Below are 25,742 nucleotides of genomic sequence, written 5' to 3' on the forward strand. Positions count from 1 at the left end.
ACCCGGTCCGCGTCGCGCGCAGCGCGGCGCGGACCGCGGCGGCGACCTTGGGTCGGGCTCTTGTTTGTGGCCCCGATGCTCCTGCTCTTTCTCGTCTTCCGGATCCTGCCGGTCATCGGTGCAGCGCTACTCTCACTCACCGACTACCGGCTCAGCGGGCGCTGGACTTTTATTGCCCTTGACAACTACACGCGGCTGTTGACCGACAGTCTGTTTCACCAGGCGTTGGGGGTGACGCTCACCTACACGGTGATCTTCGTGCCGCTGACGGTGCTGTTGTCGCTCGGGACCGCCGTACTGCTGCATCAGGTGGTCTGGCGGCGCGGCTTCTTCCGCGGCGTGTTCTTCCTCCCGTACGTGACCAGCATCGTGCTCGCCGCGGTGATCTGGAAGTGGATCTACGACGTTCAGGACGGCCTGCTCAACGCCGTCCTCGGCCTGGTGTCGATTGGGCCGGTGGACTTCCTCGGCGAGTCCAACCTGGTACTGCCGTCGATCGCGGTGACCTCGGCCTGGAAAGGCTTCGGCTACTCGATGCTGATCCTGCTCTCCGGGCTGCAGGCGGTCCCACGCTCGTACCTCGAGGCTGCGATGATCGACGGCGCCGGCGCGTGGCAACGTTTTCGGTACATCGTCCTGCCGCAACTGCGCCCGGTGCTCTTCTTCGTCCTGGTGATCGAGACCATCGGCGCATTCCAGGTCTTCGATGCGATGTACGTGATGACCGGCGGCGGCCCGGTCCGCTCCAGCTACTCGCTCGTCTATTTCCTGTACGACAGCGGTTTCAAGTACTTCGACTTCGGCTACGCCAGCGCGATCGGCCTGGTCCTGTTCGCAATCGTTCTCATCGTCTCGCTCGTACAGCGACGGCTGGTCGGAAGGGAGGACTGATGGTCAACCTGCTCGAACGACCGCGCCTGCGAGACACGGCACCGGCGCCGAGGACCGAGCGACGAGCCGCACGGTTGACGCTTCCTACCTTGCTGACGTTGACCGCGATCGTGACCATCCTGCCGTTCGCGGCGATGGTGGTGGTCGCGTTCGCGCCACCGAGTGGCCAGACGTTCCCGGACGCACTGAACCCGGCCAACTTCACCTTCGGGAACTTCCAGCGGGTCCTGTCGAGCTCGGACATCCCACGCTGGACGGTCAACTCGCTGTTGTACTCGCTCGTCTCGGTGGTGTGCGTGCTGCTGTTCGCCGCGATGGCCGGCTATGCCTTCGCGAAGAAACGGTTCCCCGGCCGGGAGATCATGTTCTGGGCCTTCCTGGCGACGCTGATGGTGCCGTTCCAGGCGACGCTGATCCCGTCGTACATCCTGGTCTCACGGCTCGACTGGGTGGACAGCTACTGGGGTCTCATCGTGCCCACGCTGGCGAACTCGCAGGCCGTCTTCCTGCTGCGGCAGTTCATCAGCCAACTGCCGGATGAGCTGTTCGAGGCGGCCGAGATCGACGGTGCGCCGGAGTGGCGGATCTTCACGATGATCGTGCTGCCGCTGATCCGCCCGGCGCTCGCCACGCTCGGCATCTTCGTCTTCCTCTGGCACTGGAACGATTTCCTCTGGCCGTTGGTGATCGGCCAGTCCCAGCAGATGCAAACGTTGACTGTCGGACTGGCGACTCTGCAGACGCAGGCGGTTCCGATCAACCAGGTGATGGCCGGCGCGACCATCACCGTCGTACCGAGTCTGCTGGTATTCGGTCTGTTGCAACGTTATCTGACCGACAGCATCGCAATGTCCGGCCTCAAGGGCTGAGGAGGCTGCCTCAGAGAAGGTTGCCGAAGGCCTCGATCGACCGGAGTACGTCGGCCTGCGGCATCCCCGGCGGCTGGATTCGGAGAATGATGCCGTCGGCACCCATCTGCTCATAGTGCGCGAGCCGCTCAGCGCACTCAGCCGGCGAGCCGATCACACTGCGCGCGACGATGTCGTCCCAGCCCTGGGTGTAGCGGCTCGCGTCCGTCGACGTGCGTTTCCAGCCCGTGTAGGCGTCGTACAAATCCCGCAGTGGCTCCTCCAACGCCCGCCGAGCGTCCTGCGACGTGGGAGCGTTAAACCCTTCCCGGCAAAGGATCACGTCGCGCCCCAACGTGCCTTCGCCACTTGGATACGACAGGTACTCAGCGATCTTCGAAGGCAGGTCCGAGTCCAGTTCATTGAAAGACGTCGTCCAGCCGTCGCACATCCGCGCGGTCCGCTCCAGTACGGCGGACACTCGCCCGCCGTTCCACAGTCGCGGCCGTGGATTCTGCAGCGGCCGCGGCGACAGAAACGCCTCGCGGATGCTCGTGAACTTCCCGTCGTACGTCACCTCGTCCTCGGTCCACAACCGGGTCAGGATCGTCAGGGACTCCTCGAACCGCGCGACCCGCTCGGCCTGCGTCACGCCGTACAGCGCGAACTCCTCCGGCCGATACCCGAGCACGAACCCGGCCGTGAGGCGACCACCCGACAGTACGTCGATATGCGCCAGCGTCTCGGCCAGAACGACGGGGTCGTACAGCGGCGCCACGATGCCGGACGTGGCCAGGCCGATCCGGTCCGTCTTGGCGGCCAGCCAGGTCAGCGAGGTGAGGATCTCGTGGTACCCGGGCCGATGCAGGTGACGCTCGCCGAGGACGATCCAGTCGAACCCGGCCTGCTCGGCCAGCCGTGCCTGCTCGACGGCGTCCTCGAGCGCGGGCCGCTCGCCCGGTGTGCCGTAGAGGTTCAGATAGAGACCCAGCCGCATCAGGGGCCCACCTTCCGTTGACAGAGAGCGCTCACGGTATTTACGGTCTTGACCGTAAGTCCTTTTAGCTCGGATTGCGACCCTGAGGAGCCGGATTTGAGTGTTGTAACGGATCCGGTCGGGCTGCCGGCCGGCCCGGGGGCCGGGCCGATCACCGCGATCAAGACCCGCGTGGTCAGTGCACGGTACCGCCGGCCGTTCCGGATCAGCAGCGGAATCAGCACCGAATTGATCAGCCTGGTGGTCGAGATCCACACCGCGGACGGCGTGGTCGGCATCGGTGAGACATCGCCGATGACGGCGTACACCGGGGATACGCTCGCAGGTGTCACCGCTGCCATCGAAGATCACCTCGCGCCGACTCTGATCGGCCGTGATCCGCTTGACCGGGCCGGCGCTCACCGGGTGATGGACGCCGTCCTGCGCGGGCAGCACGTGGCCAAGTCCGGCCTCGACATCGCGCTCTACGACCTGGCCGGCCGGATCAGTGGCTGGCCCGTGCACGCTCTGCTCGGCGGCAGCATCAGAGACCGCGTGCAGACCACCTGGGTCGTCGGGCTCGGCACACTCGACGAGATGGCGGCCGAGGCAGCGGCGTACGCCGACAAGGGTTTCCGGCACCTGAAGGTCAAGGGCGGGCATGACCCGGCCAAGGACCTGGAGCTGGTCAAGGCTGTCCGGGCAGCCATCCCTGCCGATGCAGAGCTGTGCCTGGACGCCAACGAGGGGTACGACGCCGCGACAGCACCGGTGCTCGCCAAGATGGCTGCTGCCGGGCTGACGCTCTTGGAGCAGCCGCTGCCACGTTGGGACCTTGCAGGCCTCGTCCGGCTGCGTGAGCGTCTCGACGTACGACTGATGGTCGACGAGAGCATGCACTCGCTGCAGGACGCTCTGGAGATCGTCAGGCGTGGTGCGGCCGACGTACTGAACATCAAGATCCTCAAGGTTGGTGGACTGCACCGGGCCCTGCAGATCGCGAACCTGGCCGAGGCTGCGGGCCTGGCGGTGAAGGTGGGCTCGATGCCCGAGCTGGGGGTTGCGACGCTGGCTGCAGTTCACCTGGCGGCCGCCGTACCAGGTGCGACGGTTGCAGCCGACCTGGTCGGCCCACTGATGGTGCATGAGGATCCGCTGGCTCCGAGTGCCTTTGCGGACTGCAAGGGCTGGGTAGACGTACCCACACGGCCTGGACTCGGCCACGAGGTCTGAGAGGTCCTATGCACCCACTAGTCGAGCACCTGCGCGGCACACTGCTCCCCGCCGTCGTCACGCCGATGAACGCCGACGGTGTCATCGCGTACGACGCTCTGGCCGCGTACGCCGAGCAGATCGCGGCAGGGCCCATCGGCGGGGTCGCGGTATGGGCTCACACTGGTCGCGGGCTCTACCTGTCTCGTGCTGATCGCTCCAAGGTGCTGGAGACGTGGCGGCAGGCGACTGACTTGCCGATCGTCGCGGGGGTCGGCGTACCTCGCTCTGACAGCGCACACACTCTGCAGGAGGCCGCGGACGCGACTGTGGCGATGGCTTTGCAGGCTGCGGCGGGTGGGGCGGACGCTGTGATGGTCTACCCGCTGGCTGCGCTGGGAGCCTTGCCGGACGGGCATGCGCAGGCTGTGGCGTTGCATGAGCGGGTTGCGGCGGAGAGTGGGCTCCCACTGGTCGGCTTCTACCTGCATGGCGAGGCTGGCGGATATCCGTACCCACCCTCGTTGATCCGCGACCTGTTGGGCTTGCCGTCGATGCTGGGCGTCAAGACGGCCACGCTGGACCGGGCTATCGGGTGTCAGGATGCGCTCTGGGCCGGCCGGGGTACGGGCAAGTTGTTGATCACCGGTGAGGACCGGATGTTCGGGCCGTCGTTCATGTGGGGCGCCGACACCGCGCTGGTCGGGATCGCGGCGGCTCAGGTCGAGCTCTCGGCGGCTGTGCTCCGCGCCTGGACGGCAGGCGACCACACAGCCTTCTTGAAGGCGTCCGACCGCCTGGACCGCTTCGCTGCCGCGACGTTCTACGCACCCATCGAGGGCTACGTGCAGCGGATGCTCTGGGCAGCCGTGTGGGAAGGCCTCATCCCATCGGACGCCGGGTATGACCCTTACGGCCCGGATCTGCCCGCGGGTGAACGCGAGCTGGTGATCCGGTGTCTCGACGATCTCGCGGGTGGGGCGCTCCCTCCTCGCCCCACTCGCCAATTGTGGTCTTGACCGAAACTAGGGACTCCGCTCCGGCTGGTCAAGAGCTCGGGCGGCGGGTGCGCTATTCTGCGACTTGAGGGCTGGACCAGAAGTCTGTGGAGGAGTGCCGTGCAGATCAGTCTCATCCCTGGCGCGGTGGCCTGATGGCCCTCACGGTCGGCGTCATCGGCCCGGAAGACCTGGTCGAGCGCGTCGTCGCGATCGGTCCGCCGAGCGGTGCGACGCTGGTCCCGCTGCCGTACCGGCACGAGACCGAAGCCGTCGAACTGGTCGAGCAGTCCCACGTCGATGCTCTCCTCTTCACCGGCGTCGTTCCGTACACGATCGCCACCGAAGCCGGCGTCATCGACTGCCCGGCCATGTACGTCTCGTACGACGGCGCCACCCTGCTGCGCGCGTTGGTCGAACTGCTGCGGCTGGGGCACAACGTCACCCAGTTCTCGATCGACACCCTGCGCCGCAGTGAGGTGCTCGAGACGCTGATCGAGGCGAAGCTGCCGACGGACCAGATCCAGGTGCTGCCGTACCGGCCCGGCCTGACCTCCGACGACATCGTCGCGTTTCACCGGAACGCGCGGGAGAAGCACGACAGCAAGGTCGCGATCAGCTGCCTGGGTTCGGCCTTTCACCTGCTGGAGAACGAGATGCCGTCCGTCCGGCTCGCGCCGTCGCGGTACTCGATCCGCTCGACTCTCCAGGCGCTCGTCCTCACCACCGCCAGCCAGCACGTCGGCGACGCCCAGGTCGCCCTCGGCATCGTGGACCTCCCCGAGCCGGACGACGGCTTAGCCGCCGACCTCATCACGCTTGGCGGCAGCCTCGCCGCCCTCCCCGATGGCCGGCACCTGGTCGTCACTACCCGTGGTCTGCTCGAGCAGGCGACCGAACAGTTCAGCCGCATGCCTCTGCTCGACCACCTTGCAGCGCGGCACAGCACGGCGTACGTCGGTTTCGGCGTCGGACGTACGGCGGCCGAGGCCGAAGCCCTGGCCCGTCGCGCAGTGAGTCGCGCAACCTCGATCGGCAGCGTCGCCAGTGTCGTATCGATGTCGGACGACGTGGAGATCGTCATCGAGCCCTGCGGCGATCAGCCGGCCACCGAACGCGGCCCCGAAAGCCTCCCGCTCCTGGCTCGCCGGGTCGGCCTGAACACCCAAACCCTGTCCCGCATGCGCGAACTGGTCGCCACCCTCCCCGACGGCCTCACCACCCAAGACGTCGCCGACCACCTGGCCGTCCAACTACGCACCGCCCGCCGAGTCCTCAAACGCCTGGAACGAGCCGGCCTAGCCGCCCCCACCGGCACCCACCAACAAGGCCGCACCGGCCGCCCACCCACCGTCTACCTCATCCGCCTCTAAACCCACGCGCCCGTTGTGGTCGTTGGGGCTTGAATTGGAAAGACGGGGGTGGTGGGGGCGTGAGAGGGTCGCGGGGTGACTTCGACGGTGGAGGATGTTCGGGTGCTTCATCGGACGGGGCAGTGGTGTCCGGGGCGGCGGGTTGGGGAGGTTGTTGCTTACGACGTTCGGATTCTGCCCGAGTATCAGGTGGTTGGACGGCCGACGATTGACCGCAGCTATCTGTTGCTTGATCAAGGCATCCAGTTGACCAGGCCTGTCGTGTTCGAAGGGGCGGTCGAGGGGTGGTGGTACGTCGACCTGGTCGAGGTCGAGCACACCGAGGCCGGACTTGTCGTGCATGACCTCTACGTCGACTTTCTGGTACCGCCTGGTGCTGATCGCCATTTCATCCTGGACCTCGACGAGCTTGGTGACGCCCTTCGCGATGGCAAGATCACACCTGCCCAATGCGCGACCGTACTCACCACAACCCAGCGCTTTGTCGATCGGCACCTGCGTGGCAGCGAGGAGGGCTCGGTTGATCCTCCGCTCCAGTTCCCGCCGGCCAGCATCGCACCGCTCGAGGCGCTGCCTTGCTTCCTGGAACCATCAGGCACATGACGGAAATTGACTGGAGTGCCGAGGTGGTCGACCAACTCGAGTCGCGCTGGCGGCCACCACGGCGCTGAGATCTGCCTGCTCCGCGACCTCTACTTGCGAAACGGTCCGGCAACTAACCGAGAGTATTAGTGGTGTTGACGCTCGCGGGCAGGCCGAAGGCGGTGACGTGGTGGGGGCCGACGAAGGCGTTGGTTTCGACGATCTTGCCGTTTTCGATGGTGAGGACGTCGACGACCATCGCCTCGTACTGATCGCTGCCCGGGCGACGGAGGTAGCAGATCAGGGCGGGCCGGCCGTTGGCGGCGGACGGGAACGTGCGCCAATCCAGCGGCCTGCCCAGGAACTCGGCCGCTGCGTCGATCCCGACAACTGGTAGGTCCGGCGGCATGGTGATGCGTATGTCGTCGGCCAGCAACTCCCGGAAGCTCGCGGGATCGGTCGCTGCGGCGTAGCGACGCAGGATCTCCTCGTCCTCGCTGGTCAGCACCGGCCTGCGCCATTCCCGGGAATCGCCTGGCGTCTGGCTACGGAGGGTCTTGCGGGCACGTTGGATCAGACTGTTCACCGCAGGCACCGCGAGGCCGAGACCGTCGGCGATCTCGGCCGGTGTCCAGCCGGAAACGTCGCGCAGGACGAACGCCGCCCGCTGCCGTGGCGGCAGATACATCAGCGCGGCGATCAGCGCGAGGTCGACGATCTCCCGCGCCACCAGATCCGATGATGGGTCCTGGCCCAGCAGCGAGTCGGGATAAGGGCCGATATCAGTGCACCACTCCATCGGGTCGCCCACCGGTACGCTCCGCCGTGCCGCAGCCTTGCGGTGATCAAGGTAGACATTCGTGGCGATCCGGTAGAGCCAGGTCCGGATCGATGCCCTCCCCTCGTACTGCGTACGAGCGCGCCAGCCGCGCAGGAAGGTCTCCTGGACCAGGTCATCCGCATCGGCGACGTTCCCGGCGAGCCGGTAGCAGTGCGCATGCAACGAGTGCCGGTGCTCGTCGAACGCGTCCCGGAACCACACCTCGTTCGCGGAACTCGTCATGCGCTCAGGTCCTTCCAGGTCACCGTGGTCGTCGCCGCGCTCACGCCGTACCAAGAAAGTGCGATGACGATCGCCGGGGTCGCTCGTCGATATTCATAACACCGCACAACCAGCAAGGAGAACCCAATGACCGGAGCGACCGCCTTGCCGCCGATCGTCGACCGTGAGACCTGGAGCCGCGAACGCCGGGCCCTCCTCGTCCGCGAGAAGGCCCACACCCGTGAGGGAGACGCCATCGCAGCGGCCCGGCGTCGGTTACCGATGACCGAGGTCGACGCCTTCGCCACACTGGTCGGCCAGAACGGCCCGGTATCACTCCTGGATGTCTTCGACGGCCGCGACCAACTCATCGCGTACAAGCACATGTGGCACCACGGCGCGGGAATCGAAGGCCAGTGCGAGGGCTGCACCGCGAGCATCTTCGACGTGCACGACGTCAGCTACCTGAACCATCGCGGGGTGTCCTTCGCAGTCTTCTGCGAGGGGCAGTGGGAGGAAATCGCGCCGTTCCGCGAATTCATGGGCTACACGCTGCCGTGGTACTCGATGCTCGGGGTCGACGATCCCGGCGTCGGTCCCGGGCTCATCGACGAACCCGGCAACATCGCCTGCTACCTGCGCGACGGCGATCGCGTCTTCCTCACCAATGAAACGATCGCGCGCGGCGTCGAAGCGATCATGCTGCAGGCCCATCTGCTCGATCTGACGGTCTACGGCCGTCAAGAAGACTGGGAGGACTCACCGGAGGGCTGGCCGCAGGATCGGACCGGCACCTGGTGGAAGAAGGACGGCCGCCCCGTCCCACAGTGGACCAGGCAAGGCGGCTCCTAGAAACACGACGGCCTCAGCGGCCGAAGGCCCAGGCGACCATCAGGGGGAACTCGGCTTCCCAGAATGGGTCGCCGTGGTCTCCGGGGCGCTCGGTCAGTACGACGTCCGCGTCGGCAGCTCGCAGTGCGTCCGCCCAGCGGGTCGCGTTCTCGAGGAACCACGGCTCATGCGTTCCGGCGACGAGGTACGTGCGTGGAAACGGGCTCGGCAGCTCGGCAGGCGGGCGGTAGCCGCCGCCGGGCGACGCCGAGAAGACCGCGCCGTAGACGTCCGGATGCCGAAGCCCCATCGCGAGCGCGAGCTCTGCACTCGCGGACACGCCGTACACCGCGGTACGTTCGGCCGGCAACGCGACGCTGAAGCGTGATCGCACCCAACCGCGGACGTCGTCGACGAAGAAGCTCTCGTGCGCCGCGAACCGTTCCTCGTCGAACGAAGGCGAGTACTCACGGATGCGCGCCATCTCGTCCTCGTCGTCCGTGCGGTAGGCACCGACGATCATCGTCGGCGGTACGTCGGCCGCCTCGAGGTACCCACCCCACTGCGAAATCAATTGCCCGTCACCAGCGAACACAACTGCCTCCGGCGGATCCGGCGGCACATACACCGTCACCTGCCGCCCACCGTCGTACTCGAACATCTCGGTGACGAGCTCTCCCCGTACTGCTGGGTGATCCATTGCTAGTCGCACCTCGATCCTTCAAGGCTGAAGCCTCGAACCTAGCGCAGAGCTACGGGTTGATGATCGTGACGCCGGCGGGGGTGGTGGTTGAGAGGGCGGCTAGGGCGGCGGGGGTTTGTTCGAGGGTGATGGTTCGGGTGATGAGGTCTGCTGGTTTTAGGTTGCCGGTGGCAACTAGGTTGAGCATTTCGGGGTAGGCGTGGGCGGGCATGCCGTGGCTGCCCAGCCATTGGAGTTCCTGGCCGATGAGGCGGCCTACGTCGAGTTGGACGCCGGACGGGAGGAGGCCGACCTGGAGATGGCGGCCGCGGGGGCGGAGGGCGAGGAGGGCTTGCTGGACGATGTCGTTGGAGCCGAGGGCGTCCATGGTGACGTGAGCTCCGCCGCCGGTGAGATCGCGGATTTCGTCCACAGTCTCCAACGACGCCTGGAGCGTGTCTGCGGCGCCGTACGAGCGAGCCAGTTTCAGCGCTTCCGGGTTGGTGTCGACCGCGATCACGCGGGCACCCAAAGCTGCGGCGATCATCACCGCCGACAGCCCGACTCCGCCGCAGCCGAAGATCACCACGTTCTCATCAGCGGCGACTCGCCCGACCTGTCGGACCGCCCGGAACGACGTCGCGAACCGGCACCCCAATCCCGCCGCCGTGTCGAAGTCCAACTCCAAAGGCAGCCGGACCAGATTCACCGACGCATACGGCAGTGCGACGTACTCCGCAAAGGAACCCCAGTAGTTGAACCCAGGCTGCAGCTGATTGGGGCACACCTGATGGTTGCCCTCGCGGCACTGCTCGCACACGCCACAGGCGCAGATGAACGGCGTGGTGACCCGATCGCCGACCTGCCAGCCCTGCACGCCCGGGCCGACGGCGGCGATCGTGCCGGCCAGCTCGTGCCCAGGGACGTGGGGCAGAACGATGTCCGGATCGTGCCCCATCCAGCCATGCCAATCGCTCCGGCACAGCCCGGTGGCTTCGACCTTGAGGACGACACCACCAGGCGCCGGCTCGGGTTGCGGGACTTCCTGGACTACCGGCAGAACGCCGTACTGCTCGATGACAACAGCGCGCATCGGGCCATACTGCCAGGTCAGCCGCCGGCGACCGCCGGAATGATGGAGACCTCGCCACCGTCCTTGATCGCGGTCTGCAGACCGGAAGCGAAGCGGACGTCGTCGTTGTCGACGTACACGTTCACGAAGCGGCGCAGTTCGCCGGACTCGTCCAGCACGCGTGCCTTGATGCCCGGGTACGAGCTGTCCAGCGACTCCAGCACCTCGCTCAGGGTTGCGCCGTCGGCTTTCACCTCGGACGCGCCCTGGGTGTACGGCCGCAGGATGGTCGGGACTCGAACACTCACGCTCACTGCAGCCCTGCCTTCACGAAGGCGTCGTACGACGCGGGGATGGTCACCTTCGGGCCGACCCGGTCGGCCACGGCGTCGAGCGTCTTCAGCCCGTCGCCGGAGTTGATGATCACCGTCTCGGCCTCGGGGTCGAGCTGACCGGATTCGATCAGCTTCTTCAGCGTCGCGACCGTCACCCCACCCGCGGTCTCGGTGAAGATGCCCTCGGTCCGGGCCAGCAACTGGATGCCCTCGACGACTTCCTCGTCGCTGACGTCCTCGATCGCTCCGCCGGTACGACGGGCAACGTCGAGGACGTACGGCCCGTCCGCCGGGTTGCCGATCGCCAGCGACTTGGCGATGGTGTCCGGCTTGACCGGCTTCACCACGTCGTAGCCGTCACGGAACGCCTGGGCGACCGGCGAGCAGCCGGTGGCCTGAGCGCCGTACACCTTGTAGTCCGTCGCATCGACCAGGCCGAGTTTGCCGAGCTCGGTGAAGCCCTTGTCGATCTTGGTCAGCTGCGAACCGGAGGCGACCGGGATGACGATCTGCTGCGGCAGCCGCCAGCCGAGCTGCTCGGCGATCTCGAAGGCGAGCGTCTTGGAGCCCTCGGAGTAGTACGGGCGGACGTTGACGTTGACGAACGCCCAGCCCTCCTCCTCGCCGGCGATCTCCGACGCCAGCTTGTTCACGTCGTCGTAGTTACCGTCGACGGCCACCAGGGTCCCGCCGTACACAGCCGTGGTGATGATCTTGGGGCGCTCGAGGTCCTTCGGGATGAAGACGACCGAGCGGATGCCGGCCCGGGCGGCGGCCGCGGCCACGGCGTTGGCCAGGTTGCCGGTCGAGGGGCAGGCGAAGACCTTCATGCCGAGCTCACGGGTGGCGCTCAGGGCACTCGCGACCACGCGGTCCTTGAAGGAGTGTGTGGGATTGCCCGAGTCGTCCTTCACCCACAACTTGCGCAGGCCCAGCTCGCGGGCCAGGTTGCCGGCGTCGATGAGCCGGGTGTAGCCGGGCTCGGTGTTCGGGAAGCTGGCCACGTCGGTCGGGACGGGCAGCAGGGGCTGGTAGCGCCAGATGTTCTTGGGGCCGGCCTCGATCTGCTCACGGATGATGGTCGGGTAGTCGTACCCGACCTCGAGTGGACCGAAGCACTCCATACAGGCGTAGAACGGACCGAGCGGCGACTTCGCTCCACAAGCCCGGCAGCTCAGGTGCGTACCGTTGCCGAAGGCACCTTCACGGATGGTGTGGGTGGCGGTCAGGCTCATGAGTGAGGTTCCCTCCTCATCTTCCCCGGACACCGGATCTCGGCGCGGGACGGATTTGGCACCGTTCCGCCGCGACCGCCCCAGGCTGGGACGTCAACGGGGAGGGTTGCCGGGACGTCGACGGGCCGTTTCCCTCAGTCCCTCTGGATGAGCTCCCCCGAGATTACCCAATTGGGTCCATATTGTGTCGTCGCTTCCCACGATCCGAGACGACGGATCTCAGGACACCCCTAGGAGTTGCGACGCGCTCTGAACGTACGACGGTACGCCGAGGGCGAGGTGTGGAGCTGCTTCGCGAAATGGTGCCGGAACGTCACCGGGGTCGCGAACCCGGCAGCCAGTGCGATCTCCTCCACTGGCGCATCCCCTGTCTCCAGCATCGTCAGCGCCGCCTGCACGCGTTGCGCGATCAGCCACTTACCGGGCGTCGTTCCGGTTGCTTTCACGAAGTGCCGCAGGTACGTCCGCGGCGACAAGCCCGCCTGCTTGGCCAGCTCCGGTACGCCGATCGGCTCGGCTAGGTGTTCCAGCGCCCAGCCGATGCTGCGCGCGACGGACGTGTCGTCTGGCTCCGGCGGAACAGGCGACTCGATGTACTGCGCTTGGCCGCCAGAGCGATACGGCTGAATCACCAGCCGTCTGGCGACCGCGTTCGCCACCGCAGCGCCATAGTCCTTGCGCACCAGATGCATCGCCAGGTCGAGCCCGGCTGCACAGCCAGCACTCGTGAGTACGTCGCCCTCGTCGGTGTAGAGCGGCTCCGGATCCACCAGGACCTGTGGGTGGCGCTCGCGGAGCAGATCGGCGTACCGCCAATGGGTGGTGGCGCGGCGGCCGTCGAGCAGGCCGGCGGCGGCGAGCGCGAAGGCGCCGGAACAGATCGAGACCATCCGGGCGCCGTTGCCATGTGCTCTTTGCAGTGCCTCGATCAGGGCAGGTGAGGTCTCTGCGCGAGGATTGGCGACGCTCGGGATGACGACGGTGTCCGCTGCGGCGAACTCGTCCAGACCGTGCGGGGTGGTGAGCGAGGCGCCGCCGAGGACGCGGATCGGGTCGGGGGTCTCGGTGCAGACCTTGAGGTCGTACCAGGGGTGGTCGATGTCGGGCCAGACGAGGCCGAACACCTCGATGACGATGCCGGCTTCGAACGCGGTCATGCCGTCGTACGCGAGGACGGACACCGTTCGACGCTGCATGTCGAAATCTTAGCGGTAGTCGTCGTTTACGCCACTTCTGCGGACGCGGCTGGGCTCGGACGATGGAGACATGTTCAAGTTGCTGAAGGAAATCGCCGCAGGAATCAACGCCGCGTCCGCGATCCGCCACGGCCTCGAACCACCCGCAGCGGCGCTCGACCAGCCCGCGGCGCCGAAGCAGGCCTCGAGTGCAGGGAGCGTGCCATCGAAGGCACCGTGCCGACTGCAGCGGGGCTAGCGGAGGCGGTGGGTCGCGCCGGGGGTGTGGGTGGGGAGGGACTTGCGGGGGCCGTAGCGCGGGTGGGTGATGCCGGTGAGCTCGAGCAGGCGCTGGACGCGGAAGCGGTGGCCGCGGTAAGGCTCGATCAGTTCGGCGCAGCCTTCGTCGTCCAGCTCCTCGCCGATCAGCGCGTACGAGACGTTGCGCGACACGTGGTAGTCCGCGAACGAGAAAGCGTCCGCGTCACCATGCGCCCGCTGACGCACCTCCGCAGCCGTCCACACGCCGACGCCTGGCAGCGACCGTAGCCGCCGCTCGATCTCGGCTGAGTCGGTCAGCTCCAGCGTCCGCTCCAACGCCTTGGCCCGCGTCGCCGCCGTGATCACTACCCGCGACCGCCGGCTCTCCACCCCCGCCCGCAGCCACTGCCACGACGGGATCAGCCGCCACTCCTCCGGCGACGGCGGCACCATCATCGCCCGCCCGTCCGGTGAGCCCGGTCCTGGCGCGGGTTCGCCGTACTCGCGGAGCAGCAACCGCCACGCCCGGAACGCCTCCTTGCCGGTGACGACCTGCTCGATGCCGGCCGCAGCCATCGCCTCGAACACCGCCCGCGTCCGCGGCACCCGCAGATGCGGGAACCTCCGCGCCGCATCCACCAGCGCCGTGTGCTCCGGCAACGGCTCGAACCCGTCCCAACTGTCCGTCTCCCCCAGCAACTCCGGCACCCCGTCCAGCGCCCACCCGGCCCCAGGGCCCCACGCCTCGGCCTCCACTTCCCCCACTCCGCCGTACGGCGTCAATCGCAGCAACACCGGCCCATCCGGCGTCCGCGTAGCCCGCCACACCGTCCGCCGCCCAGCCTCGAACACATACGCCGGATCCCCCGGCCCCTTCCGCAACCCCCCAATCACCGAATGCGGATCCACCACCCGCCCCACCCGCCAAACCCGCACCACCGAACTCACAGGCCAAGTCTTACTCATGCCTCGGACAGAACCGCATACTGAGGCATGACTGGGTGGCAGTGGGTGAAGGTTGTGGGCAACCTGGTGAATCTGTCGACAGTTGCGGGGGTGCTGGTGGGGGTGATCGGAGGGGCCCGGTTCAGTTGGGGGGAGCGGGGGCTGGTTTATGCGAACTCGTACAAGTTGGGGTTTCCGGTTGCGGGGGCGTTCACGGTCGGGAACGTCGTACTGAGTAAGCATGAGCGGTCGTATTTCGATGAAGCGCCGGTGCTGGTCAAGCACGAGGAGCGGCACTCGTGGCAGTACTTCTGGTTGCTCGGGTTGCCGATGCTTCCGCTGTACGGCGTGGGAGCCGTCATCTCGTGGCTGTTGACCGCCGACCCGGCGTCGCGGAATCCGTTCGAGCGGCTGGCCAACCTCAAGGACGGCGGCTACGTCGAGCGGCCGATTCAGCCGTTCGGGCGGACGCTGATGCAGACGATCAGCGTGCTGCGATCGCGTCCGAAAGGGCCGTGAGCACAGTCACCACACCAGCCGGGTCGTCCACCACGATGTCGGCGGCCTCGATCAGCTCGGTCGCGTTCGATGACCGGGTTGCCACCAGTACGGCGCGCAGACCGTCCTTGCGCTGCTCGTCGATCGCCCGGTACGCCGCGAGGTCTCCCAGGTCGTCACCCGCGTAGAGGATCGACCGTGCACCGGTGGACTCCAGCAGCCGCCGCAGCGCGACTCCCTTGTCGATACCCGGCGGCCGGAGCTCCAGCACCAGGTTGCCCGGCTCCAGCCGCAGCTCGGTCGACTCCGCCAGCTCGGTCAGCGGCGTACGCAGCCTCTCGAGCGCACCGACCGGGTCCGGCAGCCGGCGGGTGTGCACCGCCAGCGAGCTCTCCTTGTCCTCCACGAAGGCATCCGGGAGCCCAACCTCCTGCAGCAGCTCAGGAAGCCTGGAGCGCGCCTCGGCAACACCAGCCGGCACCGGATCGCTCGTCACCGTCCCAGTGGAAGCGTCCCACCGCTCCAGCCCGTAATGCCCCAGTACGACGAGACGCCCGAGCCCTGGGTGGCCGGTCACACCGGTCAGCTCTGTAGCCACCAGCGCTGGGCGACCGGTGACGATCGCCACCTGGCTCACTGTCCGGGCCAGCCGGGCCAGCGCGTCCAGTGCACCCTCGACCGGCCGGGCACGGGCCGGGTCCTCGACCAGCGGCGACAGTACGCCGTCGAAGTCGGACGAGATCACCGCGGTGGTCGGATCGGCGATGATCGCCTCCCAGCCGTCGCGTCCCGCGTCGGTCTGGATGATCGGCGTACTCATCGGATTGGTCGCGGCGTCACCCCGCCTGGGGTCGGGAGGAACCGCGACTGCCTCCCTTCGATGATCAGGGATTGTCGGTCGCAGCTGATTGGGTAGGTGGCGTGTCCCGGTTCCGGATGTACCCGACTCCTGCGCAGGAAGCTGCGTTGCTGGAGCAGTGCAGGCACGCCCGGTACGTGTGGAACCTGGCGCTGGAGCAGTGGTCGATGTGGACCCGCGACAAAGCCGCGACACCGGGGTATGTCGAGCAGGCACGGCAGTTGACCGAAGCCCGAGCCGCATTCGGCTGGCTGCGTGCCGGATCGCAGACCGTGCAACAGCAGGCGCTGCGGGACTTCGACCAGGCCGCCAGAAACTTCTACGCCGGCACCCACCGGCGGCCGACCTGGCGCAAAGCCGGACTGCACGAGGGCTTCCGCATCGTCGGCGGCCAGGCGACCCGGGTCGTGAAGCTGAACCGGAAGCGGGCCCGAGTGCTCGTGCCCAAGGTCGGCTGGGTGAAGGTCCAACTGTCCCGCGCGATACCCGACGCGAAGTCGTACCGCGTCACCTGTGACCGCGTGGGTCGCCTGCACTTGGCGTTCGCCGTTATCCCGCCGCCGATCCCCGCACCGGGTACCGGTGAGGTGGTCGGTGTGGACCGCGGCGTCACCGTCTCGGCGGCCCTGTCCACCGGGGAACTTCTGGCCTGCCCCGGCCTGTCGGAGCGCGAGCAGGTCCGGCTGAAGCAACTGCAGCGTCGCCTGGCCCGGTGCCGTCGTGGCTCGAACCGGCATCGGCGGGCGAAGGCGGCGATCGCGAAGCTGTCTGCCCGGGCCGGTGACCGGCGCAAGGACTGGGTGGAGAAGACCAGCACCAACCTGGCGCGGCGCTTCGACCTGATCCGGGTGGAGGACCTGCGCATCCCTCAGATGACGCGTCGCCCGAAGCCGAAGCCCGACCCCGCACGACCGGGTGCCTATCTGCCGAACCGACGCCGCGCCAAGGCCGGGCTCAACCGCGGCATCCTGGCCAACGGCTGGGGCCAACTGGTGACCCGGCTGGAGGACAAGGCGCCGGGCCGGGTCGAGAAAATCAGCCCCGCGTGCACGTCGCAGACCTGTAGCGTCTGCGGGCATCGCGCACCGGAGAACCGCGAGAGCCAAGCGGTCTTCCGGTGCGTGGCCTGCGGACACCAGGCGCACGCGGACGTGAACGCGGCGGTCAACATCGCGGCCGGACGGGCCGTCAGCGCACGCCGAGAGACGCCCATACGGGTCTCGCCGAAGCGTGAACCTCAACACGCTACCTCCGCGTAGTAGTTGGAATCCCCGTCCTTCAGGTCGGGGAGGACGTCAACCGGGGTAATCCGTTGTGAGGATCACGGTGAGCCGGTCCTTCTTCATGTTGTCCAGGGCGTCCTTGGTCCGGTTGATGCCGAGGTCCCGGGCGAGCTGGGCAGCTGCGTCCTGCATGCCCGGCGGGTAGTACACGGTGCTGCCGGCAATCTTGCCGTGCCAGTTGTCGGCACCGGTCACCGTCCAGCCGAGCTGCCGCGCCCGGCCGGCCACCGAGTCGGCCAGGCCCTTCCGCGCGGTGTTGTTGTAGACCTCCACCGCGGGCCGCTGGTCCGGCGGGATGGTGGTCGGCTGCGTCGCAGGGGGCTGCGTGGCAGGAGGCTGCGTCGCGGGCGGCTGGGTGGTGGCCGGCGGCTCAGTAGTCTCCGAAGGCGCGGGAGTCGGCGTAGGAGTAGGCGTAGTGGCCTCGGCAGACGGCTTCGGCACGCTGGCCACGATCGTCGACGGCCCACCGCTCGGCTTGGACGAAGGCGATGGAGATGGCGACCGCGTGGCAGCGGTGGAGTCGGCCGTGCTGTTGTTGCCGCGTGTGCCGAACAGCACCAGCAGGCCGGCGACGATCGCGACGACGGCGAGCACAGCAACGAGGGACGAGAGGACCTGACCCCTGTCGCCACGAGGGCGGGGCATCTTCAGACCTCGATGCCCAAACGGCGGGCGGAGCGGGCGCGCTGGCGGGCGGCGCGCAACCGGCGCAGCCGCTTGACCAGCAGCGGGTCGTGAGCGAGGGCCTCCGGCCGGTCGATCAGCGCGTTCAGCACCTGGTAGTAGCGGGTCGCGGACATCTGGAACTGGTCCCGGATCGCCTGCTCCTTCGCACCGGCGTACTTCCACCAGTGCCGCTCGAAGGCAAGGATCGCGCCGTCACGCTCCGAGAGTCCGGCAACGGCCGGCGCGGCAGCTTCGGCTGGGCCGGGAGAGCTGGCATTGGCGCTGTCCATCTGCTGCTGACTCCTGTGCGGTCGGTGATCGTCCGTCCGCGCTCCACTGTACGTGCTGAACAACAGCGATGTCATTCACCGGTCAGGCGACACGGAACGTGTCGCCGGGCGGACGGCCGGACCTGCCCCACTCTGGCAGGATCTTTCAAGTGAGCTCAACTCTCTCCAGCGTGGCGCTGGTGGAAGAGCTGCAGGCCAAAAGCCGTGAGGTGGACCCGCTGGTCAACGCCATCTGCACGCCCAACCCCGCCGCTCTCACTCAGGCCGCCCAACTCGACGCCGAGCGTGACGACGGGCGGGTCCGCGGCCCGCTGCACGGCGTACCGGTCCTGGTCAAGGACAACATCGACACCGCCGATCTGCCGACCACAGCCGGCTCGCTGGCGCTGGCCGACCAGCCACCGCCGCCCAACGACGCTCCGCTCGTACGACGACTGCGCGAGGCGGGTTGCGTCGTACTGGGCAAGACCAACCTGAGCGAGTGGGCCAACTTCCGCGGCTCGGCGTCATCGTCCGGTTGGAGCGCGTACGGCGGTCTGACGCGCAACCCGTATGCACTCAACCGCTCGGCAGGCGGCTCCTCGAGCGGATCGGGCGCAGCCGTCGCCGCAGGGCTCGCAGACCTCGCAGTGGGTACGGAGACCAACGGCTCCATCGTCTGCCCGGCCGCACTGAACGGCATCGTCGGCCTGAAGCCCACGGTGGGGCTAATCCCACAGCAGGGCATCGTGCCGATCTCACACTCGCAGGACACCGCCGGACCGATGACCAGAACGGTCTCCCAGGCTGCTGCCCTACTGACGGTCCTCACTGGTGGCTCTACCGACTACAGCGAGCACTGCCGTGGTGAGGACCTCAGCGACGTGCGGATCGGCGTACCGCGTGGACCGCTGTGGGGCTACTCGACTGGGCTCGACGAGGTCACCGAGCAGGCGCTGGAACTGCTCAGCCGGTGTGGCGCGACTCTGGTGGACCACCTGTCGTTGCCGAACCCAGGCGGCGACGAGGACCAACTGCAGGTACTGGCACACGAGCTGAAGGTCGACCTGGCCGCCTACCTGGCTACCCGCGCGCCCGGCGGACCACGCACGCTGGACGACCTGATCGCGTTCAACAAGGAGCACGCGGACGTCGAGCTCAAGTGGTTCGGTCAGGAGCTTTTCGAAAGGGCCGCGGCCACCGAAGGCCTCGACACCCCGATCTACGTCGCCTCGAGGCTGGCCGCGCTCCGGGCCGGTCGCGACGGCATCGACAACCTGCTGCGGGAGAACCAGCTCGACGCTCTCGTCACTCCGTCGTACTCACCGGCCTGGACGATCGATCTGGTCAACGGCGACCACGTGCTCGGCAGCTCCTCCTCACACGCCGCCCTGGCCGGTTACCCACTGATCTCGGTGCCCTCCGGACTGGTCGCCGGACTGCCGGTCGGAATCACCTTCAGCGGCACCGGCCGGAGTGACGCCACGCTCATTCGCTTGGCTCATGCGTTCGAAACCGCGAGAATCAAGGCAGCCGGACCGTTCCCGACCCCGGAGTTCACACAGTGGGTGTAGATCGCGTCAGGTGGGGCATCGTTGCTACTGGCAACATCTCCACGTCGTTCACGAGGGACCTGAAGCTGCTCGCCGACCAGGCCGTGGTGACCGCCGTCGCGTCCCGGTCCCAGTCGAACGCGGACCGGTTCGCCGCCGAATTCGGCATCGAGCACGCGTACGACGACTACCGCCGGCTGATCGAGTCCGGCACGGTCGACGCGCTCTACATCGGCACGCCGCACCCCCAGCACTACGCCGTCGCCCGCGCCGCCCTGCAGGCGGGAATCGCGGTGCTGTGCGAGAAGCCGGTCACGCTGACCGCCAAGCAGGCCCGCGACCTGATCGCGGTCGCGACCGAACACCGGACGCTGTTCGCCGAAGCGATGTGGATGCGGACGAATCCCGTCATCCAGGCGCTCTTCAAAGACCTCGAGAGCGGTGTGATCGGCGAGCCTCTGCAGGTCAACGCGGACTTCGCCTTCTACAAGCCGTCGCTACCGACGCGCCTGCTCGACCCGGCGCTGGGCGGCGGCTCGCTGATGGACGGCGGCATCTACCCGATGACGTTCACCTACATGGCGCTCGGCCGGCCCGCCGAGGTCAAAGCGGTCGGTGCACTCAACGAGGACGGCGTCGACCTGAATGTGGCGATGGCCTGGCGATACGACTCCGGCGCGGTCGCGGCCCTCACCTGCGGCCTGCGTTCGCAGAACCCGTGGACCGCCTCGGTGAGCGGCCCGGAGGGCAGTTTGTTGCTTCCGCACCGCTTCCACCACCCCGAGTACTACGTGCGCAGTACGGCGGCCGGCCAGGAGCGGATCGACGTACCGGCGCATGGGCTTGGGTACCACTATGAAGCGGCCGAAGTGATGCGGGCGCTGCGCGACGGGGCGGTGGAGGTCCCGTCGCTGCCGCATGCCGCGACGATCGAGATCCTCGAGCTGCTCGACGAGACCCGTAGACAGATCGGGGTCAGCTACCCCGGTGACGACGAATACCTGGGGCGATGACAGCAGATGTCGAATGGACGCAGTTCCTTCGTAGTGGTGGCTAATCGATTGCCGGTCGACCGGATCGAGATGCCCGACGGCAGTACGGCGTGGCGGCGGAGTCCAGGTGGACTCGTCACCGCCCTGGCCCCGGTCATGCAGGGCCATCACGGCGCCTGGATCGGCTGGACCGGTAGCGCCGACGAGAAGCTGGACCCCTTTGACAACGACGGCATGCACCTGGTGCCGGTGCTGCTGTCGGCCGAGGACGTGCAGCTGTACTACGAGGGTTTCTCGAACGCCACGCTGTGGCCGCTCTACCACGACGTGATCGTGGCGCCGGAGTTCCATCGGGAGTGGTGGGAGTCGTACGTCGCGGTGAACCGGCGGTTCGCGGAGGCCGCCGCGGAGGCCGCCGACGACAACGCGGACGTGTGGGTGCACGACTACCAGCTGCAGCTGGTCCCGGCGATGCTGCGCCGGCTGCGTCCCGACGTACGGATCGGGTTCTTCCTGCACATCCCGTTCCCGCCGACCGAGCTGTTCGCCCAGATGCCCTGGCGGCGGCAGATCCTGGACGGGCTGATGGGCGCGGACCTGGTCGGTTTCCAGCGGCCCGGCGCCGCCTCGAACTTCGCCCGGCTGGCCCGCAACCGGATGGGCCTGCGCACTCGCGGCGACCGGATCCACCTGCCGGACGACCGGATCGTCCGGGCCAAGGCGTTCCCGATCTCCATCGACGTCGGCGAACTGGAGGAGCTGGCCCGTAAGCCGGAGACGACCGCCCGCGCGGCCGAGATGCGCGAGGAGGTCGGCAGCCCGCAACACATCCTGCTCGGCGTGGACCGGCTCGACTACACCAAGGGCATCAGGCAACGATTGCGCGCGTTCGGCGAACTCCTGGACGAGAAGCGGATCTCCGTCGACGACGCGGTGTTCATCCAGGTCGCGACGCCGTCGCGTGAGCGGGTCGAGCAGTACCGCGTCCTGCGCGACGAGATCGAGCTGCTGGTCGGCCGGATCAACGGTGAGCACGGCCGGATCGGTACGCCGGCCATCAACTACCTGCACACGTCGTACTCACGCACCGAGATGGCCAGCCTGTTCCGGGCCGCGGACGTCGCCGTGGTGACGCCGTTGCGGGACGGCATGAACCTGGTCGCCAAGGAGTACGTCTCCACTCGGTACGACGACACCGGCGCGCTGGTGCTGAGTGAGTTCGCCGGTGCGGCGGACGAGTTCCGGCAGGCGTTCCTGGTGAACCCGCACGACATCAACGGGATGAAGGACACCATCGTCGATGCGATGAACACCGACGACCGCCAGCTCGGCCGGCGGATGAAGGCGATGCGCAAGCATCTGGCCGCGCACGACGTGAACGTGTGGGCGGCGTCCTTCCTGAAGGCTCTGCATGACGAGGACTGACGGCCGGATCCTAGCGCTGGATCTCGGCACCTCGTCGGCGCGTGCGCTGGTGTTGTCCGCGGTCGACGCCGCCCCGGTTCCGGGCGCGTTGGCGCGGTACAAGATCTCACCGACGTACGCGACCGGCGGCTCGGCGACGCTCGACCTGCACGAATACGTCGAGGGCCTGCTCGGCTGCCTGGACGAGCTCCAGCAGAACGGGCACCTGGACGACATCGGCGCGATCGTGCTGTCCTCGCAGTGGCACTCGATCGTTGCTCTAGACAACAAAGGCTCAGCGGTCACTCCGGTGATCACCTGGGCCGACACCCGGGCCGTATCGCTCGACCTCGGATCGTCCTTCGACGAGCACGCCTTCCACGCAAGGACAGGCTCCTGGCTGCACCGGCTCTACTGGACCCGCCGGATCCCGTGGCTGCTGTCCGAGGGCTCGCCGGCCGGCTTCGCGGGACTGCCCGATCTGGTGCTCGAGCGCCTCACCGGTGAGCGGGTGACCTCGGTCTCGATCGCTTCCGGGACCGGCACGCTCGACCTCGCGCACGGCTCGTACGACGAGGAGGCCCTCGACATCGCCGGGGTCAAAGCCGACCGATTGCCGCCGATCGTGCCCACCGGCTGGACCGGGTCGTTGTCGTCGGAGTTCGGACGCCGCTGGCCGGGGCTGGTCGGCGTACCGGTGCATCCACCGACCGGCGACGGCGCCGCGTCCAACGTCGGGACCGGTGGGTACGACGAGACGACGGCGGCAGTGACGGTGGGGACGTCGGCCGCCGTGCGGGTGGTGCATCCGATCGACGACGCGCCTGAGCTGCCGTGGGAGTTGTGGCGGTACCGGGTGGACGACAAGCGTGCCGTGACCGGGATGGCCTTCTCCGCGGCCGGGAACCTCCACGCGTGGCTTACCGGCGTACTGCAGCTGGATTCCGACGAGCCGACCGGCATCGAGATCGGGTCGTCGCGGGTGATCGCGGCTCCGTTCCAGGCCGGCACGAGACCACCGGAGACCGTCGCGAGCGGATCGGGCGTCTACTTCGGCCTGTCCTTCGACGACACCGCTGCGGACCTCCTCGCGGCGTCCTTGCAGGGCGCGTCGCTGGAGATCGACCGCGGGCTACGGATGCTCGACTCGCTCTTCGGCCGTCAGCTGCAGGTCGTCCTCGGCGGTGGCGGTATCGACGCCTCCGCCTGGTGGCGCCGTTGCCTCACCGCCACCTTCGCCCGCCCGACCACAGTCTGCGCCGAAGCCGAAGTAGGCGCCCGCGGTGCCGCAGCCATCGCCCTCGGCCTGTCCCCGGACCCAGGCGGGGAACACCTCACTCCCGCCCCTGCCGAGGTCGACCGAGTCCACACCCTCCGCCCCCGCTACACAGCCCTCCGCGAACTCGCCGTCAAAGCCTCGAGAGAGCTGGGTTGATGCCGTACAACACCGACATCGAAGCGATGCTCGACGCCGACGTCGTGGCCCTCGCCGCAACGACCTTTGTCGCGGTGTTCACCGGCGTCGGGCTCGGAGAGGAGACTGCCTCCGGACGCGTCCGCAAGCATCTGCGCGCCACCTTCGGCAATCCCCGATGGAGCGCTCCGGACGGACGCATCTACGACGCGGTGGCACTCCAGACGATCTTGCTCTGGGAACGAGCCGGCGTGGCCGGCCGGATGCTCAGCGGTGTCCTGCAACTGCTCCCCCGCGGCGCCCGCCTCCTCGACGCCCCCGACCCAATCGCCGCTCTCCGCGAGTTGCTCTGAGCGACCAGACCGTACTGCGTTGGCGGTACGGCAGGAATACGGCGGCAGGACGACGCCGAGCTTGGCGCGAACACGTACTGTGAGGGAATGGGCGCGCTGCTGCGGTTCTGCCGCGACTTCAAGTGGCACCCGTTGGCGGTCGACCACGCTCTCGCGCTGATCGTCCTGGCGATCTGCCTGATGGTGCCGGGTGGCCGGCACGTCGGTGAGCGGATCGAGCTGACACCGACGTTGGTGGCGCTTTCCGTGGTGGCCGCCGTCGCACTCGCCGTCCGGCGGTTCGCGCCGCTGGTGGTGCTCGGCGTGACCACGTTCGTCGCGACCTTGTACGCGATCATCGCGCAGGGCAAAGGCCCGATCGCCCTGTTCATGGCCTGCGCGGTGTATACCGTCGTACTGCAGAAGGACCGGAAGACCCGTTCGATCGCGGTCGTCGCGGTGGCGGTCACCACCATGGTCGCGGACTCCCTGTTCGTCGACGGGAACTTCCTGGACAACCTGGGGATGACCTTCCTGGTGCTGTTCGCGGGCGCGGTCGGCGAGGCTGTCCGGTACCGGCGCGCCTATCTGCAGGAGCTGGAGGAGCGGGCGGTCCGCGCGGAGCAGTCGCGCGAGGAGGAGGCGCAGCGGCGGGTGATCGAGGAGCGGCTGCGGATCGCCCACGAGCTGCACGACGTGATCGCCCACCACATCGCGCTGATGAACGTGCAGTCCGGGGTCGCCGCGCACGTCCTGCGCAGCCAGCCGGAAGAGGCCGAGCGCGCGCTGACCCTGGTGCGTGAAGGCGGCCGGACGGTGCTGCAGGAGCTCACCGTGCTGCTCGGCGTACTGCGGCGTCAGGGCAGCTTGTTGCCGACAGCACCGGCACCTTCTCTGCTGGAGTTGGGATCGTTGATCGAGTCGTTCGCGGCCGCCGGGGTGAAGGTCGGCTGCGAGCCGCCCGACTCGATCGGCCCACTCCCCGACGTGATCGAGCTGACGGCATACCGCATCGTGCAGGAATCCCTCACCAACGTCCTCAAACACGCTCCGGGTGCCGCGGCGCACGTCCGCCTCACCCGCCGCCCGGGCGCGTTGGCCGTCGACATCACCGACACCGGCCCGGCCGGGCCCACCGTGCCCTCCCTGCCGCTGGTCAGTGCCGGGCACGGTCTGCTGGGGATGCGTGAGCGAGTATCGGCTGTGGGTGGCGAGTTACGGACCGGACCTGAGCCCGGTGGAGGTTTTGGTGTGCATGCTGTGCTTCCTCTCGAGACGGGAGTCGTAGGTGACGATCCGGGTGCTGCTGGCCGACGACCAGACGCTGATCCGCAGCGGGTTCCGGGTGCTGGTGAACTCAGCGCCCGATCTGGAGGTTGTCGCTGAGGCGGCGAACGGCCGGGACGCGGTCGAGCTGGCCCGGACCGAGCGGGCCGACGTCATCCTGATGGACATCCGGATGCCGGAGCTGGATGGGCTCGCGGCGACCATGCAGATCAACGCGGACGAGGCGCTGGCCGGCGTGAAGGTGCTGATCCTGACCACGTTCGAGGTGGACGAGTACGTCTTCGAGGCGATCCGGGCCGGAGCCAGCGGCTTCCTCGGCAAGAGCGTCGAACCGGCCGAGCTGATCAACGCGATCCGGGTGGTCGCGCGCGGCGACGCGCTGCTCTCCCCGAAGGCCGTCCGCGGCCTGATGAACCGCTTCCTCGCCGAGCCGCGGGTCGGTCAGGATCTCGGCCCGTCCGTCCTCGACGTCCTCACCGACCGGGAGCGCGAGATCGTCAGCCTGGTCGCGCTCGGGCTGACGAACGACGAGATCGCCGAACGCCTGGTGCTGTCTCCCTCGACCGCGAAGACGCACGTCAACCGCGCGATGGTGAAACTCGACTGCCGCGACCGCGCCCAGCTGGTCGTGCTCGCGTACCAAACCGGCCTGGTCCGTCCCGGTGCGACGCCGCCGGCTGCCGACGTACCGCAGCCGCAGTAGTTCGTACGGCATCCGCAGTACGAC

General features: G+C 67.9%; 28 protein-coding genes and 1 riboswitch. Of the genes, 17 read left to right on the plus strand and 11 right to left on the minus strand.

What is annotated here, in order from left to right; translation table 11 throughout:
- The first annotated feature begins 75 nt into the window (after window positions 1–75).
- Window positions 76–891: a carbohydrate ABC transporter permease gene (locus tag EV646_RS29000; RefSeq protein WP_241996393.1), complete on the plus strand. Its 816-nt coding sequence runs from the start codon at window positions 76–78 to the stop codon at window positions 889–891.
- A gap of 98 nt (window positions 892–989) precedes the next feature.
- A complete protein-coding gene (locus EV646_RS29005; protein WP_241996394.1) occupies window positions 990–1,760 on the plus strand; it encodes a carbohydrate ABC transporter permease in 771 nt (256 codons plus the stop codon).
- 10 nt (window positions 1,761–1,770) lie between these two features.
- On the opposite strand, the gene EV646_RS29010 is transcribed toward EV646_RS29005, so the two are convergent.
- On the minus strand, window positions 1,771–2,736 hold the full coding sequence (locus tag EV646_RS29010; protein WP_132154150.1) for an LLM class flavin-dependent oxidoreductase: 966 nt from the start codon (window positions 2,734–2,736) through the stop codon (window positions 1,771–1,773).
- 96 nt (window positions 2,737–2,832) lie between these two features.
- Here EV646_RS29010 and EV646_RS29015 point away from each other — a divergent pair, with 96 nt between their 5' ends.
- The 4 genes from EV646_RS29015 to EV646_RS29030 all read left to right on the plus strand — a co-directional run bounded on the left by EV646_RS29015 (window position 2,833) and on the right by EV646_RS29030 (window position 6,901).
- Window positions 2,833–3,948: a mandelate racemase/muconate lactonizing enzyme family protein gene (locus EV646_RS29015; RefSeq protein ID WP_199237254.1), complete on the plus strand. Its 1,116-nt coding sequence runs from the start codon at window positions 2,833–2,835 to the stop codon at window positions 3,946–3,948.
- An 8-nt stretch (window positions 3,949–3,956) separates the two neighbouring features.
- Window positions 3,957–4,946 carry a dihydrodipicolinate synthase family protein gene (locus tag EV646_RS29020; RefSeq protein ID WP_132154152.1) on the plus strand — a complete coding sequence of 330 codons (990 nt, stop codon included), beginning with the start codon at window positions 3,957–3,959 and terminating at the stop codon, window positions 4,944–4,946.
- Between the two features lie 134 nt (window positions 4,947–5,080).
- A complete protein-coding gene (locus EV646_RS29025) occupies window positions 5,081–6,298 on the plus strand; it encodes a response regulator (RefSeq protein ID WP_132154154.1) in 1,218 nt (405 codons plus the stop codon).
- 102 nt (window positions 6,299–6,400) lie between these two features.
- Window positions 6,401–6,901 (plus strand): DUF402 domain-containing protein, encoded by a 501-nt coding sequence (locus EV646_RS29030; RefSeq protein ID WP_132154156.1) that lies wholly within the window; start codon window positions 6,401–6,403, stop codon window positions 6,899–6,901.
- Window positions 6,902–7,013: 112 nt separating this feature from the next.
- Here EV646_RS29030 and EV646_RS29035 read toward each other — a convergent pair whose 3' ends face one another.
- Entirely contained in the window at window positions 7,014–7,943 is a 930-nt protein-coding gene (locus EV646_RS29035; protein WP_132154158.1) for an RNA polymerase subunit sigma-70, read from the minus strand.
- Window positions 7,944–8,069: 126 nt separating this feature from the next.
- On the opposite strand from EV646_RS29035, the gene EV646_RS29040 reads away from it, so the two are divergent.
- Complete coding sequence (locus EV646_RS29040; protein WP_132154160.1) at window positions 8,070–8,774, plus strand: DUF899 family protein; 705 nt, start codon at window positions 8,070–8,072, stop codon at window positions 8,772–8,774.
- Window positions 8,775–8,787: 13 nt separating this feature from the next.
- On the opposite strand, the gene EV646_RS29045 is transcribed toward EV646_RS29040, so the two are convergent.
- The 5 genes from EV646_RS29045 to EV646_RS29065 form a co-directional block, all read right to left on the minus strand.
- Entirely contained in the window at window positions 8,788–9,453 is a 666-nt protein-coding gene (locus EV646_RS29045; RefSeq protein ID WP_132154162.1) for an alpha/beta hydrolase-fold protein, read from the minus strand.
- A gap of 52 nt (window positions 9,454–9,505) precedes the next feature.
- Window positions 9,506–10,528, minus strand: coding sequence for a zinc-dependent alcohol dehydrogenase family protein (locus EV646_RS29050; RefSeq protein ID WP_132154164.1), 1,023 nt, complete (start codon window positions 10,526–10,528; stop codon window positions 9,506–9,508).
- Window positions 10,529–10,545: 17 nt separating this feature from the next.
- Window positions 10,546–10,821 (minus strand): ubiquitin-like small modifier protein 1, encoded by a 276-nt coding sequence (locus tag EV646_RS29055; protein WP_132154166.1) that lies wholly within the window; start codon window positions 10,819–10,821, stop codon window positions 10,546–10,548.
- On the minus strand, window positions 10,818–12,077 hold the full coding sequence (gene thrC / locus EV646_RS29060; protein ID WP_132154168.1) for a threonine synthase: 1,260 nt from the start codon (window positions 12,075–12,077) through the stop codon (window positions 10,818–10,820). The genes EV646_RS29055 and thrC overlap by 4 nt, the downstream gene beginning before the upstream one ends.
- Before the next feature lie 13 nt (window positions 12,078–12,090).
- A riboswitch (SAM riboswitch) is annotated at window positions 12,091–12,231 on the minus strand.
- Window positions 12,232–12,307: 76 nt separating this feature from the next.
- Window positions 12,308–13,273 (minus strand): GlxA family transcriptional regulator, encoded by a 966-nt coding sequence (locus tag EV646_RS29065; RefSeq protein ID WP_132154170.1) that lies wholly within the window; start codon window positions 13,271–13,273, stop codon window positions 12,308–12,310.
- 70 nt (window positions 13,274–13,343) lie between these two features.
- Between EV646_RS29065 and EV646_RS39005 the strand changes: the two genes are divergently transcribed.
- Entirely contained in the window at window positions 13,344–13,511 is a 168-nt protein-coding gene (locus EV646_RS39005; RefSeq protein WP_158291039.1) for a hypothetical protein, read from the plus strand.
- On the opposite strand, the gene EV646_RS29070 is transcribed toward EV646_RS39005, so the two are convergent.
- Window positions 13,508–14,461, minus strand: a complete 954-nt coding sequence (locus EV646_RS29070) for a DNA-3-methyladenine glycosylase family protein (RefSeq protein ID WP_241996395.1) — start codon at window positions 14,459–14,461, stop codon at window positions 13,508–13,510. The two genes, EV646_RS39005 and EV646_RS29070, sit on opposite strands and share 4 nt — an antisense overlap.
- Window positions 14,462–14,506: 45 nt before the next feature.
- Between EV646_RS29070 and EV646_RS29075 the strand changes: the two genes are divergently transcribed.
- The gene (locus tag EV646_RS29075; RefSeq protein ID WP_132154174.1) at window positions 14,507–14,977 is read left to right on the plus strand and encodes a hypothetical protein; all 471 of its coding nucleotides are present in this window, start codon (window positions 14,507–14,509) and stop codon (window positions 14,975–14,977) included.
- On the opposite strand, the gene otsB is transcribed toward EV646_RS29075, so the two are convergent.
- Window positions 14,943–15,776 carry a trehalose-phosphatase gene (otsB, locus tag EV646_RS29080; RefSeq protein WP_132154176.1) on the minus strand — a complete coding sequence of 278 codons (834 nt, stop codon included), beginning with the start codon at window positions 15,774–15,776 and terminating at the stop codon, window positions 14,943–14,945. The genes EV646_RS29075 and otsB overlap by 35 nt on opposite strands.
- A 101-nt stretch (window positions 15,777–15,877) precedes the next feature.
- Here otsB and EV646_RS29085 point away from each other — a divergent pair, with 101 nt between their 5' ends.
- Window positions 15,878–17,074, plus strand: coding sequence for an RNA-guided endonuclease InsQ/TnpB family protein (locus EV646_RS29085; RefSeq protein WP_132154178.1), 1,197 nt, complete (start codon window positions 15,878–15,880; stop codon window positions 17,072–17,074).
- Window positions 17,075–17,110: 36 nt separating this feature from the next.
- Here the strand turns inward: EV646_RS29085 and EV646_RS29090 are convergent, their stop codons facing one another.
- Both EV646_RS29090 and EV646_RS29095 read right to left on the minus strand, forming a co-directional pair.
- Window positions 17,111–17,743 carry a LytR C-terminal domain-containing protein gene (locus EV646_RS29090; protein ID WP_132154180.1) on the minus strand — a complete coding sequence of 211 codons (633 nt, stop codon included), beginning with the start codon at window positions 17,741–17,743 and terminating at the stop codon, window positions 17,111–17,113.
- A gap of 2 nt (window positions 17,744–17,745) precedes the next feature.
- Window positions 17,746–18,054 (minus strand): DUF3263 domain-containing protein, encoded by a 309-nt coding sequence (locus tag EV646_RS29095; protein WP_132154182.1) that lies wholly within the window; start codon window positions 18,052–18,054, stop codon window positions 17,746–17,748.
- Window positions 18,055–18,203: 149 nt separating this feature from the next.
- On the opposite strand from EV646_RS29095, the gene EV646_RS29100 reads away from it, so the two are divergent.
- From EV646_RS29100 to EV646_RS29130, 7 genes are all read left to right on the plus strand, one after another.
- Window positions 18,204–19,607, plus strand: a complete 1,404-nt coding sequence (locus tag EV646_RS29100) for an amidase (RefSeq protein ID WP_241996396.1) — start codon at window positions 18,204–18,206, stop codon at window positions 19,605–19,607.
- A complete protein-coding gene (locus EV646_RS29105) occupies window positions 19,598–20,599 on the plus strand; it encodes a Gfo/Idh/MocA family protein (RefSeq protein ID WP_132154186.1) in 1,002 nt (333 codons plus the stop codon). Before EV646_RS29100 ends, EV646_RS29105 begins: the two co-directional genes overlap by 10 nt.
- Before the next feature lie 6 nt (window positions 20,600–20,605).
- The gene (locus tag EV646_RS29110) at window positions 20,606–22,003 is read left to right on the plus strand and encodes an alpha,alpha-trehalose-phosphate synthase (UDP-forming) (RefSeq protein ID WP_132154188.1); all 1,398 of its coding nucleotides are present in this window, start codon (window positions 20,606–20,608) and stop codon (window positions 22,001–22,003) included.
- Window positions 21,990–23,417 (plus strand): FGGY family carbohydrate kinase, encoded by a 1,428-nt coding sequence (locus tag EV646_RS29115; protein ID WP_132154190.1) that lies wholly within the window; start codon window positions 21,990–21,992, stop codon window positions 23,415–23,417. The genes EV646_RS29110 and EV646_RS29115 overlap by 14 nt, the downstream gene beginning before the upstream one ends.
- Window positions 23,417–23,749, plus strand: coding sequence for a hypothetical protein (locus tag EV646_RS29120; RefSeq protein ID WP_132154192.1), 333 nt, complete (start codon window positions 23,417–23,419; stop codon window positions 23,747–23,749). The genes EV646_RS29115 and EV646_RS29120 overlap by 1 nt, the downstream gene beginning before the upstream one ends.
- An 87-nt stretch (window positions 23,750–23,836) precedes the next feature.
- The gene (locus tag EV646_RS29125) at window positions 23,837–25,114 is read left to right on the plus strand and encodes a sensor histidine kinase (RefSeq protein ID WP_132154194.1); all 1,278 of its coding nucleotides are present in this window, start codon (window positions 23,837–23,839) and stop codon (window positions 25,112–25,114) included.
- On the plus strand, window positions 25,017–25,718 hold the full coding sequence (locus EV646_RS29130) for a response regulator transcription factor (RefSeq protein ID WP_132154196.1): 702 nt from the start codon (window positions 25,017–25,019) through the stop codon (window positions 25,716–25,718). The genes EV646_RS29125 and EV646_RS29130 overlap by 98 nt, the downstream gene beginning before the upstream one ends.
- Window positions 25,719–25,742: the final 24 nt, after the last annotated feature.

The sequence above is a fragment of the Kribbella antiqua genome, assembly GCF_004345665.1.
Classification (GTDB): domain Bacteria; phylum Actinomycetota; class Actinomycetes; order Propionibacteriales; family Kribbellaceae; genus Kribbella; species Kribbella antiqua.